This window comes from Streptomyces sp. 150FB (assembly GCF_000818195.1).
GTDB lineage: Bacteria > Actinomycetota > Actinomycetes > Streptomycetales > Streptomycetaceae > Streptomyces.
Genome location: NZ_JTHL01000001.1, coordinates 9,215,179 through 9,233,497, shown reverse-complemented (window position 1 = coordinate 9,233,497; position 18,319 = coordinate 9,215,179). Strand labels below are relative to the sequence as shown.

The 18,319-nt window shown below is 70.1% G+C and carries 15 protein-coding genes; 8 read left to right on the top strand and 7 right to left on the bottom strand.

Annotated features, from left to right (window positions below):
• Positions 1–24 precede the first annotated feature (24 nt).
• Positions 25–3,240, bottom strand: coding sequence for a discoidin domain-containing protein (locus tag QR77_RS39545; RefSeq protein ID WP_078877685.1), 3,216 nt, complete (start codon positions 3,238–3,240; stop codon positions 25–27).
• 185 nt (positions 3,241–3,425) lie between these two features.
• Entirely contained in the window at positions 3,426–4,277 is an 852-nt protein-coding gene (locus QR77_RS39540; protein ID WP_040026738.1) for an FCD domain-containing protein, read from the bottom strand.
• 414 nt (positions 4,278–4,691) lie between these two features.
• Between QR77_RS39540 and QR77_RS49910 the strand changes: the two genes are divergently transcribed.
• From QR77_RS49910 to QR77_RS39530, 3 genes are all read left to right on the top strand, one after another.
• On the top strand, positions 4,692–4,826 hold the full coding sequence (locus tag QR77_RS49910) for a hypothetical protein (RefSeq protein ID WP_269084352.1): 135 nt from the start codon (positions 4,692–4,694) through the stop codon (positions 4,824–4,826).
• Positions 4,823–5,788, top strand: coding sequence for an aldo/keto reductase (locus QR77_RS39535; protein ID WP_040026737.1), 966 nt, complete (start codon positions 4,823–4,825; stop codon positions 5,786–5,788). Before QR77_RS49910 ends, QR77_RS39535 begins: the two co-directional genes overlap by 4 nt.
• 124 nt (positions 5,789–5,912) lie before the next feature.
• Complete coding sequence (locus QR77_RS39530; protein WP_040026736.1) at positions 5,913–6,527, top strand: cysteine hydrolase; 615 nt, start codon at positions 5,913–5,915, stop codon at positions 6,525–6,527.
• Between the two features lie 130 nt (positions 6,528–6,657).
• On the opposite strand, the gene QR77_RS39525 is transcribed toward QR77_RS39530, so the two are convergent.
• The gene (locus QR77_RS39525) at positions 6,658–7,098 is read right to left on the bottom strand and encodes a peptidase inhibitor family I36 protein (RefSeq protein ID WP_040026734.1); all 441 of its coding nucleotides are present in this window, start codon (positions 7,096–7,098) and stop codon (positions 6,658–6,660) included.
• A 452-nt stretch (positions 7,099–7,550) separates the two neighbouring features.
• Here QR77_RS39525 and QR77_RS39520 point away from each other — a divergent pair, with 452 nt between their 5' ends.
• From QR77_RS39520 to QR77_RS39500, 5 genes are all read left to right on the top strand, one after another.
• Positions 7,551–8,348, top strand: coding sequence for a hypothetical protein (locus QR77_RS39520; RefSeq protein WP_150130514.1), 798 nt, complete (start codon positions 7,551–7,553; stop codon positions 8,346–8,348).
• Positions 8,345–9,097: a hypothetical protein gene (locus QR77_RS39515; RefSeq protein WP_040026731.1), complete on the top strand. Its 753-nt coding sequence runs from the start codon at positions 8,345–8,347 to the stop codon at positions 9,095–9,097. The genes QR77_RS39520 and QR77_RS39515 overlap by 4 nt, the downstream gene beginning before the upstream one ends.
• A 340-nt stretch (positions 9,098–9,437) precedes the next feature.
• Positions 9,438–9,881, top strand: a complete 444-nt coding sequence (locus tag QR77_RS39510) for a pyridoxamine 5'-phosphate oxidase family protein (RefSeq protein ID WP_236711006.1) — start codon at positions 9,438–9,440, stop codon at positions 9,879–9,881.
• A gap of 71 nt (positions 9,882–9,952) precedes the next feature.
• Entirely contained in the window at positions 9,953–13,084 is a 3,132-nt protein-coding gene (locus QR77_RS39505; RefSeq protein ID WP_052489441.1) for an amino acid adenylation domain-containing protein, read from the top strand.
• Complete coding sequence (locus tag QR77_RS39500; protein WP_052489440.1) at positions 13,081–14,277, top strand: cytochrome P450; 1,197 nt, start codon at positions 13,081–13,083, stop codon at positions 14,275–14,277. The genes QR77_RS39505 and QR77_RS39500 overlap by 4 nt, the downstream gene beginning before the upstream one ends.
• A 50-nt stretch (positions 14,278–14,327) precedes the next feature.
• Here QR77_RS39500 and QR77_RS39495 read toward each other — a convergent pair whose 3' ends face one another.
• Genes QR77_RS39495 through QR77_RS39480 form a run of 4 tightly spaced genes read right to left on the bottom strand, consistent with a single transcriptional unit; the run spans position 14,328 to position 18,214 of the window.
• Complete coding sequence (locus tag QR77_RS39495) at positions 14,328–15,095, bottom strand: phytanoyl-CoA dioxygenase family protein (RefSeq protein WP_040026729.1); 768 nt, start codon at positions 15,093–15,095, stop codon at positions 14,328–14,330.
• Positions 15,088–17,070 carry a hypothetical protein gene (locus QR77_RS39490; RefSeq protein ID WP_040026728.1) on the bottom strand — a complete coding sequence of 661 codons (1,983 nt, stop codon included), beginning with the start codon at positions 17,068–17,070 and terminating at the stop codon, positions 15,088–15,090. Before QR77_RS39490 ends, QR77_RS39495 begins: the two co-directional genes overlap by 8 nt.
• Entirely contained in the window at positions 17,067–17,246 is a 180-nt protein-coding gene (locus QR77_RS39485; protein WP_040026727.1) for a hypothetical protein, read from the bottom strand. Before QR77_RS39485 ends, QR77_RS39490 begins: the two co-directional genes overlap by 4 nt.
• A complete protein-coding gene (locus QR77_RS39480; RefSeq protein ID WP_201778866.1) occupies positions 17,243–18,214 on the bottom strand; it encodes a Gfo/Idh/MocA family oxidoreductase in 972 nt (323 codons plus the stop codon). The genes QR77_RS39485 and QR77_RS39480 overlap by 4 nt, the downstream gene beginning before the upstream one ends.
• Positions 18,215–18,319 lie beyond the last annotated feature (105 nt).

Sequence of the window (18,319 nt, the reverse complement as noted above, 5' to 3'; positions counted from 1 at the left end):
CGGCCCGGTGGGCGCGCGTACGGTTCAGAACTCGCCGTACGCCTGGAGCTCGTAGACGCTGCCGCCGTTCCCACTGGAGCCGGTGACGGTCAGCCGCAGATAGCGGGCGGTGACGGGCTGGTCGGCGAACGAGTAGTTGGCCGCCGAGACGGTGTTCGCCGAGGTGTGGTCGTCGAGCGTGGACCACTTCGTCCCGTCGGTCGAGTACTCCAGGCGGTACTGGTAGCCGCCGGGCAACTCGAAGGTGGTCACCACACTGGAGACGCTGGTGTCCTTGCCCAGGTCCACCTGGATCCAGGACGGGTCGGGCAGGCCGCGGCCCTGGGCCCAGCGGGTGGACAGGTCGCCGTCCACGGCCTTCTCGGGGACGTTGCCGTCCGAGTCCGACGAGGCGGTGACCGGCTTGCTCAGCGCCAGGTCGTTGTCGGCCGGCGTGGTGACGACGGTCGCCCGACCGGGCGCTGAGGTGTTCAGTACGGCGTCGCGGGCCACGACGGTGAAGGAGTACTCCTTCGCCGGGGTCAGGCCGGAGACCCGCAGGGTCGTGTCGCCGGTGACAGCGATCCGCTTGCCGTCCTGGTACACGGCGTAGCTGGTCACGCCGGTGTCATCGGTCGCGGCCGGCCAACTGAGCTCCACCAGACTGGGCAGCAACGGCCTGACATCGGGAGCTGCGGGGGCCGAGGGGGCGGTGCTGTCCGAGCTGGGCGCGCTGGGGGTGCCGTAGACCTGGAAGTCGAAGACGCTGCCGCCGTTCCCACTGGTCCCGGTGACCGTCAGCCGTACGAAGCGGCCGGTGACGGGCTCGGCGGTGTGCGAGTAGTTGGTCGCCTCCGTGGTGTTCGCGGACGTGTGGTCCGCCAGTGTCTTCCAGTTGACCTCGTCGGTCGACACCTGGATGCGGTACTCGTAACCGCTGCTCTTCTCGAAGGTGGTGATCGCGCCGTTCACGTCGTACCGGGCACCGAGGTCCACCTGGATCCAGGACGGGTCGGGCAGGCCGAGACCCTGCGCCCAGCGGGTGGACAGGTCGCCGTCCACGGCTTTCCCGGGGATGTTGCCCTCCGAGTCCGACGAGGCGGTGACCGGCTTCTTCAGTGCCAGGTCGGAGCCCGCGGGCATGGTGATCTTCAGTGCCTGGCTCTGCTGGGACTCGTTGCCGGCCGCGTCACGGGCGGTGATCCGGAAGCTGTAGGTCTGACCCGCCGTCAGGCCGGACAGACGCACCGAGTTCTTTCCGGCGGCGCTGACGAGCTTGCCGTCACGGTGGACGGAGTAGCCCGTGACGCCCGTGTCGTCGGTGGACGCGGGCCAGCTCAGGTCCGCCACCGTCGGGAAGTCGGCGGCAGCGGTGGGAGTGCCGGGCGCGGTGGGCGCTTTGCTGTCGGTGACCCCGGGGCCGGGGTCGAGATCCCGGTAGGCCGGCTGGAGACCGGCGTTGTTCACGATCGAGGCGGGGAGCTGGTCGCAGGCGCCGACGGTGACGTTGCCGCTGACGGTGTCGCCCGTGCTGTTGGCCTGGGTGGTGAACGCGGGCTGGGTGGTGAAGTTGCCGGTGGCGGTGATGTCCATGCCGTGGTTCATCAGCAGCCACTGGTACGCGACGTCGCACAGGGCGTTGCCCGTGTTCTGCCAGTAGCGGCTGCCCTCGTCGTGGTAGATGGCACCGTAGGCGGGCGCCGGAACGCCGTGGATGTAGTTGCCGGAGACCGTGCCGCCGGGGTTGGTGCCGAGGGTGTAGATGGCGCCGCCGTCGGCCTGCGACTTCATGATGTCGGAGATGTCGTTGTCAGTGACGATGTTGTCGCGGCTGGTGGTGTCGGTGTCCCAGACCGGTACGCCTGAGTTGCCCGGGTAGTTGGTGTCGCCGCCCTTGTCGGTCAGACCCCAGCCCCAGCCCACGGAGATGCCGCTGTAGGGCAGGTCGTAGACCTTGTTGTGGGTGATCACGGTGTGGTCGGTGTAGCCGGCCAGGATGCCCAGCGAGCCGTTGTACTGGTCGGCGACCTTGGTGACGACGTTGTTGTCGACCATGGTGTTCTTGGTGATGTCCCGCGGGTCGTCGGGGTGGGAGTCCACCACGTCGGTGCCGCCGATCTGGATGCCGGTGGCGGCGATCTGCCGGAAGACGTTGCCCGTGATGGTGGTGGACTGGGTCCCGGTGTTCAGGTTCAGGCCGACGGCGCCGAGGTGGGTGAAGGTGTTGCCCGTGAAGCCGATGCCGTGGCCGTAGCTCACGTTGACGGCGCCGGGTGTCTTCTGCCACTTCAGACGGGTGGAGTCGAAGTCGGGGTTGTCCGTGCCGACCATCCGGAAGCCCGCCTGGCCCTCGATGAGGCCGTCCGGCGAACTGGGGGCGAGCCAGGTGGAGTAGGAGAAGGTGATGCCCTGGAAGGACACGTCCGTGACCGGGGCGGCCCTGGTGCCGTTCAGGTCGACGAGGTCCTGCACGGTCGGTACCGTCACGGTCGCCGTGGACAGGTTCTGACCGGCCTTGGGCATGTAGTAGACCTCGCCCGCCCCCTTGTCCAGATACCACTCGCCGGGGGTGTCCAGCAGCTCGCGGGCGTTCTCCAGCCAGGTCGGATTCTGGATCTCCTGGCCTGCCTGGAGATTGGCGTTGTGCCAGCAGGGTTGCCGCATCGTCATCGTGTTGCCGGAGATCGACTGCACGGGGCAGCGCATGAGCTTCCAGCCCCAACTGCTCGCGACCTCCAGGTCCTGGGGCCGCTTGTAGCCGCTGAGACTGGTGTCGGTGAAGGTGTAGCCGGTGGAGGTCTTGGTGAAGCCCGGCGGGTTCTTCGCGCCGCGCGCCCGCGTCTCCAGCTCACCGTTCACATAGAGCTGGCGGGTGTCGAGGTCACCGATCTTGGCCTTGTAGATCCCCAGCGCGGGGTCGGCCACGGTCCAGCCGGTGACCTGCTTGCCCCCACTGATCACCGGCTGCGCGCCCGGGGCGGCCTCGTAGACGATCCGCTGCGCGTCACTGCCCGAGTCCTGGGCGGTGAGGCTGAAGGTACGGCTCAGTTGGTACGTACCGGACAGCAGCCGCACATGGACATCGCCGGAGACCTTCTTCTTGGCGGCACGTACGTAGTCCCGCGCGTATTCCAGCGTCTTGAACGGATGCGCGGTGGTGCCGGAGCCGGAGTCCTTGCCGGTCGGCGAGACGTAGACGTCCAGGCCCGACGCCTTCGACGGGGACGCCTGGGCCGTCCCGGCGGCCAGGGGCGCCGCCATCACCCCCAGGGACAGAGCGACAATCAGCGCTCTCCTGAACGGTATGGGTATGCGTTTGCGAGCAGACGGTACAGACACGGAAATCCAATCGCCTGAATGGAATGACGTAGGGGAACCCGGTCGTCCTCCGGGTTCCTGGCGTTGGGCGGCTCGGCCCGCGCCCGTAACGACGGCATGCCGCCGGTTTACGAGGCGGACGTCTCCGAGGGGGACGGTGGCTCGTCCGCGGCAACGGTGCTCCGCGACGGCCGCACCGGCGTCCCGGAGGCACCGCGGCCGTCAAGGTTGAACAGCCGGTCGCGGATCTTTCGTTCGAACTGGCTCTGAGTCGTGGCGATGTGCTCCACCATCAGCTCACCGGCGAGATCGGCCTCCCCTGCGGTGACCGCCTCAGCTATGGCGAGGTGCTGTCCGGCGGCCACTTCCAGCGACCCCGGCGCGTCCCCGTGGAAAAGCAGCACATCGGACTGTGAGGCCAGACGCCGTACGTTGCCGACGCTCGATCTCAGGAACAGGTTGTGCGCGGCGGCACCCACCGCGTCGTGGAACGCGGCGTCGGCCTTGGCGAAGCCGTACCCGTCGGCCGCCCGGGCCGCCACCAGTGATGTCTCGGCGCACTCCCGGATGGCCCGGACCTCGATCGGCGTGGCGAGGGCGGCGGCACGGCGCGCTGTCTCCGACTCGATCACCGTCCGGTAGTCCAGAAGCATCAGCACGTGTTCCATGCTCGTCGGCCGGAAGTGCGAGAGCTCGTCGTCCACCAGCCCGCCGGCCGACTCGGCGACGAAGATTCCCGCGCCACGCCGCACACTCAGCCGCCCGATGGCGGCCAGGACCTTCACCGCCTCGCGGGTGACGTTGCGGGAGGCGCCCAGGATCTGCGCCAGGCCCTGTTCCGTGGGAAGCCGGTCCCCGGACCGCAGGTTCTGCTCGGCGATGTAGTTCAGCAGTTGCTCGGCGACCAGCTCGTAACCCGGTCGGTAGCGACCTGACGCGTCGTCATCTCCTGCGCCAGGGACCTGTGCTGGAGCTGCCATGGCGTACCCCCCTCGTGACCTTCAAATGAATCAGGTTAATCGGCGGGGCAACTATGACATCTCCGTTACGCGTTGAGAAGTGTTCGAAGGTAATTCGTTGAATCAGCCGCTAAATTCTGCCTCTTATGGCAACAAAAGGGGCATTCAACCTGGAACTGTTGCACGGAAGGGATCTGATCCTTATGGTCCTGCCTGTCAGATGAAGCAGATCCTTCCCGACCTGGTAGCTCGCTACGAGGACGTCCCCGCGCCCTGGAACCGCGCTCGGCATCCGTAGGACGAATCGAGGAGCCGAGTCGGAGCGAGTGCGGTGCACCGGACCGCGTCCCCACTCGGACGGTGTGCGCGGGCTCCCGTCCGGACGCGGGTGCGGGCCCCGTCCGAATACCCGTCACCGAACCGAAGGACCGAACGGTGCGCATCGACGTTCATCACCATCTGTGGGACCTCGGAGTACGCGACCAGCCATGGCCCCTGGCGTCCGGGGACCCGCACATCCGGACGGTCGTCGGCACGACGGCCGCGCGCCGGTACGGGATCGCCGGGTGACGCCCCGCCGGCTCGGCCGTACGAGTGTCCGCGTCAGTTCCCTGGGGTTCGGCGCCGCCCCCATCGGCAATCTCTACACCCCGCTCGACGACGACCAGGCGCGGGCCGCGGTCGAGGCCGCCTGGGACGTCGGTGTGCGCTACTACGACACCGCCCCGCACTACGGTCTCGGACTGTCCGAGCGGCGGCTCGGCGCGGCCCTCGCCCACCGGCCGCGCGCCGAGTTCACTGTCTCCACCAAGGTCGGTCGCCTGCTCGAACCACACCCCGCACCGACCGGATCCGACCTGGCCGCGGGGGGCTTCGCCGTACCGGACACGCTGATCCGCCGCCCCGACTACTCGCGTGACGGCGTCCTGCGGAGCCTGGAGGGCAGCCTGACCCGCCTGGGCCTCGACCGGGTGGACATCGTCTACGTCCATGACCCAGACGATCACCTGGACGCCGCCCTCGACCAGGCACTGCCCGCCCTGGCGGCCCTCCGCGACCAGGGCGTCATCGGCGCTGTCGGCGTCGGCACGAACACCGTCGCCCCACTGCTGCGGGTCGTCGCCGAAGCGGACGTGGACACCGTGATGACGGCCGGCCGGTGGACTCTGATCGACCGCACCGCCCGCCCACTGCTGGAGGCGTGCGCGAAACGCGGTGTCTCGGTGGTCGCCGCGGCGCCGTTCAACTCGGGTCTGCTCAGCCGGCCCAGCCCTCCCGATGACGCTTCCTTCGACTACGGTCCCGCCTCCGGCGCGGTGCTGCGCCGTGCCCGGCGCCTTGCCGAGGTCTGCGCCCTGCACGGCACCGTCCTCCCCCACGCCGCCGTCCGCTTCCCGCTGCGCGACCCCGGCGTGGCCGGCGTGGTCGCGGGCTTCCGTTCCTCCCAGGAGGTCACCTCCGCAGCCCGCTGGGCCGGCGAGGACCTGACCGACGCCGCGTGGGCCGACCTCGACGCGGCCGCCGTGCGGTGACCCACCGGGGGCCGCCGCCGGTCGGCGTTCGGGTAGCTGATCCTGCCTGCCACTGTCCGGTTGCTCCCCTTGTCAGGCAAGCTGTTCATGCCGCTGATGCGTCCCAGCTCGCCAAGGAGCCGTCATGTCCGAGATTTTGTCCCTCGATCCCGCGAAGACCGCACTCGTCCTGATCGAGTACCAGAACGACTTCACCAGCGAGGGCGGCGCACTCAACAGCGCCGTGGCCGGAGTGATGGAGAAGACCGGCATGCTCGCGAACACCGTGACCCTGGCCGGAGCGGCGCGCGCCGCCGGCGTCACCATCATGCACGCGCCCATCACCTTCGCCCCCGGTTACGGCGAACTGTCCCGGCACCCCTACGGCATCCTCAAGGGGGTCGTGGAGGGCTCGGCCTTCGTCAAGAACACCTGGGGCGCCGCGATCGTGGACGAACTCGCCCCTGCCGAAGGTGACATCGTGATCGAGGGCAAGCGCGGCCTCGACACCTTCGCGAGCACGAACCTCGACTTCATCCTGCGGAACAAGGGGATCGACACGATCGTCCTCGGAGGCTTCCTCACCAACTGCTGCGTCGAGTCAACGATGCGCACCGGGTACGAGAACGGTTTCCGGGTCATCACGCTGCCGGACTGCGTTGCCGCCACTTCCCAGGAGGAGCACGAAAACGCGATCACCTACGACTACCCCATGTTCTCCATCCCCATGACGTCGGCGGAGGTCATCGCCGGCCTCTGACAGTACGCAGTGGTAGCGCTGAGCCTCCGTCGGCCCGGGTGGGCGGCTGACGGAGTACGACCTCAATTGGAACGGGTGAGTGCCTGGTCCGGTCCCCGTGGGGCACCTGACCAGGCACTCGGGGTGGTGATCAGGCCGGACAACGACCGGGCCGCGCGGAGCGGATATGGTCATTCAGGCCGTATTGGGTGACGTTTCCCGAGTACGTCGCGGCGACAGGCAGGCAGCGTCCCGTGAAGTTGGTGCCGCTGTAGACGGACCAGATTTTGCCGTTGCGGTTTCTGATGGACGAGGTGATCTTGTCGAATTTCAGGGAGCCGAGAGTCCCGCGCGCACCGTGCAGTCCCACCGCACGCCCTGTCCCGTTGATGTGCTCGAACAGGCAGAAATTCCCGGCCCCGCACCGGGCATAGCTGCGTAACACCTCGGTGTGGGCCGGCACTGTGGCTACGACCGCCGCGTTCTTCGCCGACGGCGCCGCCGACGCCACGGGCACGGTGAGCGCCGTGAGCGTAAGCCCCGCTGCCGCGGCCATGCAGGCGGCCGTCATCCGGAACTTCGATGCGGACATGTGTCCTCCCCTTGAGTTGGTGTGTGTCCGGTGGTGACCACGCGCCGCAAGGCCGGGTGGCAGCTTCGCGGACAGATCCTCCATACCAGGACAGAAAGCGACGACAGGACCCTTGCACCGGTGCCGCCGAACACGCCAGGCGCGAAGAGCGTTGTCACCCGAACGGGATCCCTCGCACGGTTGGGCGGAGGCGGCGGAACGCGTCAGCCGTTCTCCGGTGGTGGGCCCGCAGCCGTGGGTGGGCGGCCGTGCCGTGATCGTCGGACGAGGTGTCGCCGCCACCGGGGAGGGACTCGGCCTGGGAAGCGCTCAGGTGCCTGCCGTGCTGTACTGGCCAGGTGGACCGTAAGCACCCATTCGCGTCCCTGACGCACCCCGCGCGGCCCAGCCAGCCGGCTGCCGAAGCCGTGCGTGACCAGCGGGCCGACGAGACGCGCAGCAGGGTCCGGCTCATGATCGAGATCACCGCCCGGGCCGGCGCGTACCGGAAGGGGCTGCTGGCCGCGGCCGGACGCCTCAGCCCCGAGGAGGCGGTCATCATCGCCGATCTGGAGGGGAACGGGCTCCAGGTGCCGCAACTGCACGACGTGCTGTGCGGCGGCCACGTCCTGGTGGACGATCCGCGGTTGTACGAGCGGTGGCGGTTCGCCGGCATCAGTCATCCGCGTGTGTCCAGCCACCATCACGACATCGACAAGAAGCTCTATCCCGACATCGGGATGCGCGGACACGTCGTGCGGGAGAAGCTGCACGGGCGCACGGCGCAGGGCACCTGGGTGCAGTTGGAGAAGACCCCCGCCGCCTTCGGTGGCAGCAAGCTGCCCCGCCCGAGCGATTTCCGGCATCTCATGGACTACGTGGTGTACCGGATCACCCGCAGCAATGTGGGCCCCTGGGGCCTGTCGCGGATGACCGAACGGCGTCCCATGTACCTGTCACCGAATCTGGCCATGCCCACGTCCCTGACGCCTCCGGTCGCGCGGGCGCTGACCCGGGCTCTGCACCGGATCGAGGAGGACGACGACGTCACCTCCGTGTCCCAGGACCTGGCGGCGCGCTTCCCGCCCCCTGACCGCCCCGACCTGGGCGGTGAGCTGGGCCGGACACTGTCCGGGAGGGCCGGGCGGGGGCTGTTCGGCAACTCCGAGGTGTGGGTCACCGAGACGGCGTCGGGCAGCGCCGCCGCGATTCTGCACGAGCACCACCGGCCGCCCCCGTTGGAAACACGGCGGACGGGAGACTCGACATGAGCGACGACCCGCGCGACGCCCCGACCCCGCCCGGCTCCGACGAGGCGGCCGTGCCCGAGGGGCTGGTCTCGGCCGTGGTGAATCTGGTGCACACCGGTCCTGTCCTGCTCGGCGCGTACACCGTCGCCGAGCTGACGGCCGTGGACGCCGTCGTGGACTTCCTGGAGGTCCGGCCGTCGGACGACGTACTCGCCGAGGCCGTCCGCTCACTGGCGGCGCGCCAGATGCTCGTGGCGGGCTCCACGGCCGAGCAGGTCCAGGTACGGGGAGACCTGGGCATCGCCGTGGCGTTCCAGCAGCGGGCCCGGAGCGTGCTCGACGCCCGTACGACCGGAACGGATCCGGGCGAGCCCTGGCGGATCCTGCTGCTCCCGCAGCCCGAGGAGATCTGCCTGCTGATCCGCATCGACGCGCTCGGCGTCCACCAGATCGGCCTGTACAAGATGGACGACGCCCTCGAGATGCTCACCGACTGGTTGCCGCGCGGGTCGGCCGCGGACCCAGACCGGGCGCTGGACACCGATGCCGTACTCGCTGCCTCGGAGCGTTCCGCGCTGGTGACCGTCACCCACTACACCGCGCGAGGATCGGCCGAGATCGCCGGCGTCAGCACCGACCTGGTCCTCGCCCGGCACGACGGGAAGCTGCACGTGCTTTCCCGGGATCCGGACGACAAGGAGCGTCTGGTGCCGAGCCGGGTGGAGGGCAGGGACGGCGTCCGCGACAGGCTCGTCGGACTGCTGGAGTAGGCAGCGGAACGTACTCCTGGTCGACGACCGACGCCGTCTGTCGGTCTCTGCCGCCCCAGCCCGTTCATCGGTCCGCCGATTGCCGGGAATTCGCGTTCGGCGAGCACACGCGTATACGTGATGCGCCGGATTCCACGCCAGCGCATTCCCCGGTCGTACGCTCCCGCATCAGAGTGGATGAAACCTTTCTGCTTTCACCTCCAGGGGTGATGGCGCTGCCGGTGCCGGTGTCTGCCGGGGGCCTGGGTAGAAATGGGCTGCACATGCCTGACTCCCCCGAATCCGGATCAACGCGCATCTGCCACTTGCCATTTGAGGAGAGTGTTGAATGCTGCCCAGAATGACAATTGCTCAGCGGGAATCGTTCCTGGCGGGAGCCCACGTAGGAGTGCTGGGCGTGCGGGACACGCGGCCCGGGGCGTTGGAGCCCCTGCTGGTTCCCCTCTGGTACGTGTACGAGCCGGGCGGCGAGGTAGTGGTGCAGACCGGGCGGGAGAGCCTCAAGGCGAGGCTGATCCGTGAGGCGGGCCGTTTCAGTCTCTGCGTGCAGGACGAGCGGGCTCCCTATCGTTATGTCAGCGTGGCCGGCCCCGTCGTCAGTGTGTCCGACCCCGCGGATCCCGCGGAACGTGCGGCGATGGCTCACCGCTATCTGCCGCCGGACGAAGCCGCGGCCTATCTGCGGTCCACGAAGGACCAGTTGACCGATGACGTGACGTTCCGCATGAGGCCCGAACGCTGGCGGTCGGCGGACTTCTCCACCTTCGCCGCAGAACTCGTCTGAACCCGCCGCATGTTCCGAAAGGATGCCTGACAGGTGATGACGACCAGACCTCCGCGTCCCTCCGAGCCGAGATGGTGACCCCGCCCGCCTACACCCGGGACCGCGACCTTCCGCTGCACGAACTGTTCGACCGGCAAGCCCTTCGTACGCCCGGGGCGGTGGCCGCGCGTCACCACGGCCGAGCCCTCTCCTACCGTGAACTGCACGACCGTTCGGACGCGTTGGCGGTCCGGCTCACCGAGTGCGATGTCAGCACGGGGACGAACGTGGGTGTCTGCGGGCGGCGTTCGTTCGAAGCGCTGGTGGCCTTCCTCGGCGTCCTCAAAGCGGGCGGCGCCTACGTTCCGCTCGATGACGAACTGCCGCCCGCACGACTCCAGGCGATGGCCGAGGACGCCGAGGTGCGCACCGTCGTCGTACTTCCCGGCAGTACCTGTCGGGTACGCGGCATCAGGGCGCGCGTCGAACTCGCTGCGGACGGGACACAGCCACCGGTCCGCGTCCGTACACCTGCCCCTGCCCGTCCCCCGAAGCCCGGTCCGGCCGACTGCGCGTACGTGATGTTCACCTCGGGATCGAGTGGGCGGCCGAAGCCGGTCATGATCCCGCACCGCGGGGTGGTCCGGCTGGCGCTGTCCGGGCCACACCCCACCGCACCCCTGCCGGACGATGTGGTGCTGCACGCCTACGCGCTGTCCTCGGACGCCTCCACCATCGAGATCTGGTCCGCCCTGCTGAACGGAGCCTGCCTCGAACTGCTCGACCGCGAGGACCTGTTGTCCGCCGAGGGGCTGGAGCGACGCATCCGTGAAGGCGGGGTGAGCGTCGCCTACCTGACGACGAGCGTCTTTCACCACGTGGCACGTTCCGGACCGGAAGCGCTGGCCGGCCTACGGTTCGTCTCGGCGGGCGGGGAGGCCATGGACGCCGGTCTGGCGCGCCAGGTTCTGCGCGCCTGCCCCGGCACCACGGTGGTGAACTTCTACGGGCCCACCGAGAACTCCGTCGTGTCCACCTTCCACCAGGTGACCGCGGCCGACTGCGACACCGGCCGCGTACCGATCGGCCGTCCCTTCGGCGCGTCGACCTGCTACGTACTGCGCCCGGACGGCAGCGAGGCACCCCCGGGAGAGGAGGGTGAGCTTGTGGTGGGAGGCGACGGGCTCGGCCTCGGGTATCTCGGCGACCGGGACCTGACCGCCCGGCGGTTCGCCGAGTCGCCCGGCGCTGTTGGCGAGCGGGTCTACCGCACCGGCGACCGGGTCGTGCGGAACGACGACGGCGCACTGGAGTACCTGGGCCGGCTGGACCGGCAGGTCAAGCTGCGCGGCCACCGGGTGGAACCGGACGAGGTGGAGGCCCTCCTGCGGAGCCACCCCCGGGTGGGTGAAGCGGTCGTCGAACTAGACACGGCGGCCGAGGCCCTTGTCGCCTGGGTGACCCCCCTGCGTCCCAGCGCCCTCCCCTCGCCGGACGAACTGCGGCAGTACTGCGCACAGTGGCTCCCCCCACAAGCGGTGCCGCGACTGATCGTTCAAGAACATCTGCCGGTCACCGCGGCGGGAAAGGTCGACCGGCACGCACTGCTCCGCACGGCCCCGGGCCACAGCGCCGCTCCGCCCCTGCCCAGAGCCGGGGAGACAGCGGACGCCACGGGCGTGCGCGGACTGGAGGACGCGCTCGCCGAGATCTGGCACACGGTCCTGCGGGTACGTCCCGCCGGGACGGACAGCTTCTTCGCGCTCGGCGGCGACTCCCTGCTGGCGGCTGAGGCGGTCACCCGTACCGTCGGTGTGCTCGGTCTGGAGGCGGAACACAGCAGCAGGCTCATCCGGGCGCTCCTCGCCACTCCGACGCTGGACGCCTTCGCCCACGCGGTACGGACCGTTCGGCACGCTCCTTCGGGAGAGCGGACCACCTCGGAGAGCTACTTCGTCCAGCAGGCCGAGCTCGGTTTCGCCCTTCCCCCGGCGGCGGGCGCGGCTCCTTGCCCCGGCCGGCCGCGTCACGTCCTGCTGACGGGAGCCAGTGGCTTCATCGGCGCCTTCCTGCTGGCAGAGCTGTTACGGGAGACCGACGCGGTGGTGCACTGCCCGGTCCGGGCCCGCTCCCCCGAACACGCCCGGCGCCGTGTGCACGCGGCGTTCGACCGCTTCGGCCTGGTCATGGCGCGGGCCGAGGACGCGCGCGTGCGCTGTTTCCCGTACGACCTGACCGCCGCCGGGCTCGGCCTCGACCCCGCCCATGCCTCGGAACTCGGCGACCGGCTGGACCTGGTGCTGCACAGCGCCGCGCACGTGAACTTCCTCTACCCGTACGAGGCGTTGCGCGCCGCCAACGTGGAGGGCACGCGCGAGATCATCCGACTGGCCGCACCGCGCCGTGTCCCGGTGCACTTCCTGTCTACCGTGGCGGTGCTGGCCGGATTCGGCACGGCGGGTGTGCGTGCGATCGGGGAGAACGAGCCCCTGGACCATGCCGAGGGTCTGACCATGGGCTACGCGGAGTCCAAGTGGGTCGCCGAGCAACTCCTGCGCAACGCGGGCAGCGAAGGGCTCCCGGTGTCGATCTACCGCCCCTACGAAGTCACCGGTGACCGTCGCAGCGGTGCCTGCAACACCGAGACGGCGATCTGCTCACTGTTCAAGACCATCGCGGAGACCGGGCTCGCGCCTGGCATTCCCCTCCCCATGGACTTCGTGCCCGTCGACCACCTGGCCGCGGCCGTGGTGCGGATCGCCACACGGCAGCCGGCGGACAACCGTACGTATCACCTGACCAATCCCGCCCCCGCGTTGCTCGACGACGTGCTGGACCGCATGCGGGCCGCGGGTTTCCACCTGCGGACACTGCCGTACGGACCCTGGGTCCGTGAACTCGTGCGACATGTCGTGGCTCACCCCACCAGCGCCACCGCACCGTTCGTCTCCTTGTGCGTCGACCGCAGCAACAAGGCCGACATCTCAGTCAAGGAGATGTACTTGCAGGGCACCTTCCCCGCGCTCGGACGCGACAACACCGAACGCGCCCTGGCCGGCGGCGGCCTGGAATGCCCGCCGGTCGACGACCAGCTTCTGGACCGGTACCTGGAGTACTTCTTCACCTCCGGCTTCATCTCACGGCCGAGCCTCGGTGCCGGGTGCCCCACGCCCGTCGCGGGGCCTCGGGACGGTTCTTCCTCCATCGTCAGGAGTGCGACGTGAGTACCACCGAACGTGCCTCGCCGCTTCCCCACTACCCGTTCAGCTTCCGCGGGGACGACGGCCTCGCTCCCGCGCTCAAACGTTTCCTGCTCCACGAGCCGGTGGCCGGGGTCGTGACCAACGCCGGAGATCCGGCCTGGCTGGTGACCGGATACGCGCTCGCCCGCGAAGCCCTCAAGGACAGGCGCCTGAGCCGGAGCACGATCAGTGACCCCACAATGCCGCAGGAGGACATGGGAGCCCCACCGTTCGCCGTCGTCGGCACCATGCACATGCTCAGGACCGCCGGGCTGCGGGACGAAGCGGTCAAGGGGTTGAGCCCGCGACAGCCGTACATCTCTCTCGCCCGCGTGCGCGGCATCGCCGACGAACTGCTGGACACCATGGTTCGGAACGGCAGCTCCGGTGATCTGGTCGAGGACTTCGCGCTGCCCTGGGCGGCCCGGACCACCTGCGAGCTCCTGGGCCTGCCCCGGGAGGCGGCTGTCGAACTCGGCAGCTGGTTCGACCTGATGGCCACCGGGCCGGTGGGCGACGAGATCCTGCCCACCGCCTGGCCGGCGTCACTCGACCGCTTCCGGACCTGGGCGGACAACCTGGAGGAGACGGGCCTGCTGGTCTGCCTCAAGCGGCTGAACGACACGTCCCCTCAGCCCCTCTCGCAGGAGCAGTTCACGGAGATCGGCCAGATGCTCGCCTTCTCCGGACTGGCGAATCCCGCGGCCTTCCTGGTCGCCTGCGGCCTGGCGCTCGCCCGCGATCCGGAACTCTCGGAGCGCCTGCGCCTGCGGCCCGGTCTCGTACCGCGCATGGTGCAGGAGGTGTACCGATGGGCGCCACTGCTCGGTGACTCCATCGCCCGCATCGCCACCGAGGACCTCGTCATCGGCCATGTCCACGTGAAGGCCGGTCAGTTGGTGATGATCTCCACGGACGCGGCCAACCACGACCCGGCTGTCTTCCCGGATCCCGAGCGCCTCGACATCGACCGGGAAGCGGCGCCGCACCTGCGTTTCGGCCAAGGCAGCCACTACTGCCCCGCTGCTGCCTTGAACCAGATGCAGACCGAGGTCGCCCTGCAGGCACTCGTGGCCGGAATGCCGAATCTGCGACTCGCGACCGACGCACCGATCGAGTGGCGCGAGCACCACGCGGTACTGATGCCCGTCCGGGTTCCCGCACGCTGGGCCTAGCGCGACGCGGACGCGCCGGGCACCTGTTCCGCCCGCCGACTCCACAACGGTCAGTCGCGCGGGGGCACGGCGCCCGCGAACGGGTAATGGCGGGACGGGGTGAAGGCCGGCCAGGGCTGGTAGGCGTTCACGCCGGGTTCGCCGCGCAGGTGGAACGCGCTGGGGAAGGGCTGCTCGTCCGCCGTGATGCGGGTGGAGGTCGGGATGTAGCGGATCGTCAGGCCGCAGCGGCGGTGCGGGGAGGTGTTGGCGTTGCTGCCGTGGACGATGTTCGGGTGATGGACCTCGACATCGCCCGGCGCGAGGACCATGTCGACGGCCGCCGACTCGTCGACGGTGACGGCGATCTCCTCGCCGAGGACGTTGTCCACCGACGTGTTGGTACGCATCGCCTCCAGGGCGCCGCGGTGGCTGCCGGGGATCAGCCGTACGCAGCCGTTCTCCGGTGTGGAGTGGTCGACGGCCAGCCAGAGCGTGACCACCCGCATCGGCTCAAGCGGCCAGAACGCCGCGTCCTGGTGCCAGAGCACCGCCTGGCCGGAGTACGGCGGCTTGCTGATGTAGTGCGAGGCGAACAGCGCGATGTCGGGGCCGATGAACGTCTCGGCGATGTCCAGCAGTCGGTCGTCGCTGACCAGGCGCAGCCAGAACGGGTCGTCGCGCAGCAGAGTGTGGCCCAGTTGCTCGGGCCGTAGGTCCGGGTGGCGGGCTTGCAGCCACTCCGCGTGGCCGGCTGCCTCCCGTATCAGGTCCGGGTCGAGGGCATCGCGGAAGATGGTGTAGCCGTCGCGGTCGAAGCGGTCGAGGATGTCACTCATCACGGTCTCCCAGGATGTGCAGCGGGACAGGCGCCCCGCTGTGGATGACGCGGCCGTCCACCCGCACCTCGCAGTGGGCGGTCGCGAGCTTCACGTCGATCTCGTGGCCGCGATAGCGCAGCCCGTGCAGTTCCAGCTTCCCCGGCAGCCAGGCCGGCGGGGTCAGGTCGAGCGTGCCGTCGACCCGCGGACGCAACCCCGCGAGGCCCGTCACCACGGCCTCCGCACCCGTCAGACCGGCGATGACATTGGCGCGCCGGCCGCGCGGCGGGGCCGCCGGGCGGTCGCAGAAGTGGTCCTGCGGAAAGTACGGGAAGTGCTCACCCATCCACAGCACCCGGCGCAGCACGTCCCACGCCAGGTGCGGCTCGCCGCGCTCCCACAGCGTCAGCGCCAACTGCGGCGCCTCACCGGTGTAGGCGCCACCGCCGGACCAGTCGACGTCGCCCAGCTCGTAGTGCAGTTGGTCCTCCGCCGACACGCTGCTCACCCCGTACGGGCCGAGGAACGCGCCCTCCCCCAGGTGTGTCAGCAACGCGGCGGCCATCGGCGGCGTACACGCCCCCGCCCGCAGCGCGTCGAACGCCTGCACCGAGTAAGCCAGTTCGCTGTGCCCGTCCGGATATCGGCTGCGGAACCAACCCGCCTCCTCGTCCCACAGCTCCTGACCGACCGCCTTCAGGATCCGCCGCGCCCGCGCCCGCAACGGCGCGGCCCGCAACGGGGCTCCGCACTCCTCGGCCAGTTCGGCCAACAGCTCAAGACTCCACGCTCGCTCGGCGTTAGGACTCGCCACCACGTGCTCCCAGCCGGCCGAGCGCATCTCCAGCAGGTTGGGCTGGCCGCCGTAGTCGCGCAACTCCCCCACGGCCGGGAAGCGTTCGGCGAGTTGCTCCTCGGTCTCGTGCAGCCGCGCCACCAGGTCGGGGGCGATCCCGTCGTGGCAGGCGGCGGCGTTCGCGAGCATCACCAGCGACCAGGCGCTGTACGCGTAGGCCACACCGGTGCCCGAGCCGTCCGGGGCGATGGCGTAGTGGTCGGTCAGGTCGGCCTTGACCATGGCCTCCAGCACGTCGGTGATGCCCCGGCCGAGCATCAGGGTGAGCAGGTGGGGGGCGTAGCCGCCGGTGTCCCACGCGTACGCGCACAACGCCCCGCCGTCGATACCGGATGTGGCCGGGAACGGGACGGTGGCGAAAGCGGGGTTGTCCCACAGGCACACCAGACCGCTCGCCAGCGACCGCCGGTAGTACGTGTCCAGGCCCGGTACGTCGGTCACCAGCCGCGGCACCCGCTCCAGAGCGTCGGCCGCACGCCGCGCGGTCCGGGCCCGGGATCGCGCGGCCCACTCCGCGGGCGAGCCGTCCGGCCGGGAGCCGTCGAGCAGCACCGCCAGCTCGAAGTCGGCCTCGTCGGCGGGTCCGAGTTCCGCCTCCAGGGGGCCGTGCACCAGGGCTGCCCGGTCCCGCTCGCCCGCCGGATTCTCCGGCGGCATCCACCCCCAGGCGCTCAGCGGCACCTCGCCGACCGGGCCGGTGGTCAGCTCGGGGAGCAGGCGCAGGTGCAGGGGCCGCTCGGAGCGGTTGCGTACGGAGATCCGCAGGGCGTAGCCGGGGTGTCCGTGCAGCGGCGTCAGCTCGGAGCGGACCAGCAGCGACAGCAGTCGCCCCTCGTGCCGACGGTGGTACGTACCCTGCCGGTCGATGCCGTCCAGGTTCCAGGTGCCGCCCTGCGGCAGCAGCACGATGCTGTGCATGCCCGCGGCGCCGGTGTCGGCGATGCGGATGCCGTCGGCTTCCAGGGTGAAGGCCAGCCCGGCCTGGGGGGCGGCGTAGGGCGGGGCGTGGCAGGCGCCCACGCCGCACACCGTGCCCGGTGCGAGGGCCACGGTGGACCAGCCGCTGGTGGTCCAGGGGGTCTCGGCGACGCCCTGTCGCAGGTCGAAGGCGAAGTCGCCGACCTCATAGCCCGTCACAGAGCGATCTCCCGTGTCTCGTGCGCGGCCCGGTGGGCCGCGAGAATGATTTTGAGCACGTCCGTGCCTTCTCCATGGGTGTGCCCCGGTTCGGCGCGCTCGGGAACGGAGCGGTAGCCGCGCAGGTGGGCGCGGGGGATGTTGCAGCGGCCGAACAGGCCGATGGACACGGTCATATCCGGCTTCCCTCCTCGCGGCTGCTGCGGGCGGCGGCGGCCATCAGGCGGGTCAGGTCCAGGCCGAGGGCGAGGTTCTCCTCGTCGCTGGTGCCCTCGGCGACATGGCGTACGAACAGATCGAACGGGGTGCCGGCGGGGGGCGGTACGGGTAGTTCGCGCCAGTCGCCGTCGGTGCGCAGCAGCAGCCGCGGCTCGGGCGTGCCGTAGACGAGGGAGCCCTCGGTGCCGTGCAGTTCGATCGAGAACGGCGAGGCCGGTGTGGTGAAGGACGCCTCCACCACCGCCAGGGTGCCGTCGTCACAGCGCAGCACCGCGACGGCGTTGTCGTCGACGGCGTGCTGCGTCACATGGCCGAAGGACGCGCTCACGGTGTCGGGCATGCGGCCGAGGAACAGCCGGGCGAGGTACATGGGGTGGCAGCCCAGATCGATCAGGGCGCCGCCCGCGGTGGCCGCCGGGTCGTAGAAGCGCTCCGGCAGCCAGCGCTCACCGACCGCGCCGCCGTGGGCGAGCCGGACGCGTACCAGGGTGAGGCGGCCGAGCACGCCGTCGGCGAGCACCTCGCGGACGGCCGCGGTGAAGCCCTCGTACAGCCGTGGCAGGGCGAGCATCAGGGAGACGCCGGCCTTCCGCACCGCCGCGACGATCTCGGCGCACTCGGCCGGGGTCGGCGCGAGCACCTTCTCGGTGAAGACGTGCTTGCCGGCGGCCGCGGCGGCGGTGATGACCTCGCGGTGGGCGGTGGTGGGGCAGGTGACGACCACGGCGTCGACGTCGTCGCGTGCGAGCAGTCCACCGAGGTCGGGGTGGAAGTCGGCGCCGAGGGCGTCCGCCTGGGCGCGCCCGCGGGCGGTGTCCTCGTCCCAGACTGCGGTGATCTCGGTGTCGGGGTGCGCGGACGCCTGGCGTGCGTAGTCGGCGGCGTGCACGTGCCAGAAGCTGAGGATGGCGAGGCGCAGAGGCACGGTGGTCCTTACGTCGCGGGGGTGGGTTGGTTCGGGTCGCACGCGGGCGCGGTGGTCGGTCGCGCCGGGGTGGTGGGGGTGGGACCGGGAGTGCCCGGCACGGGC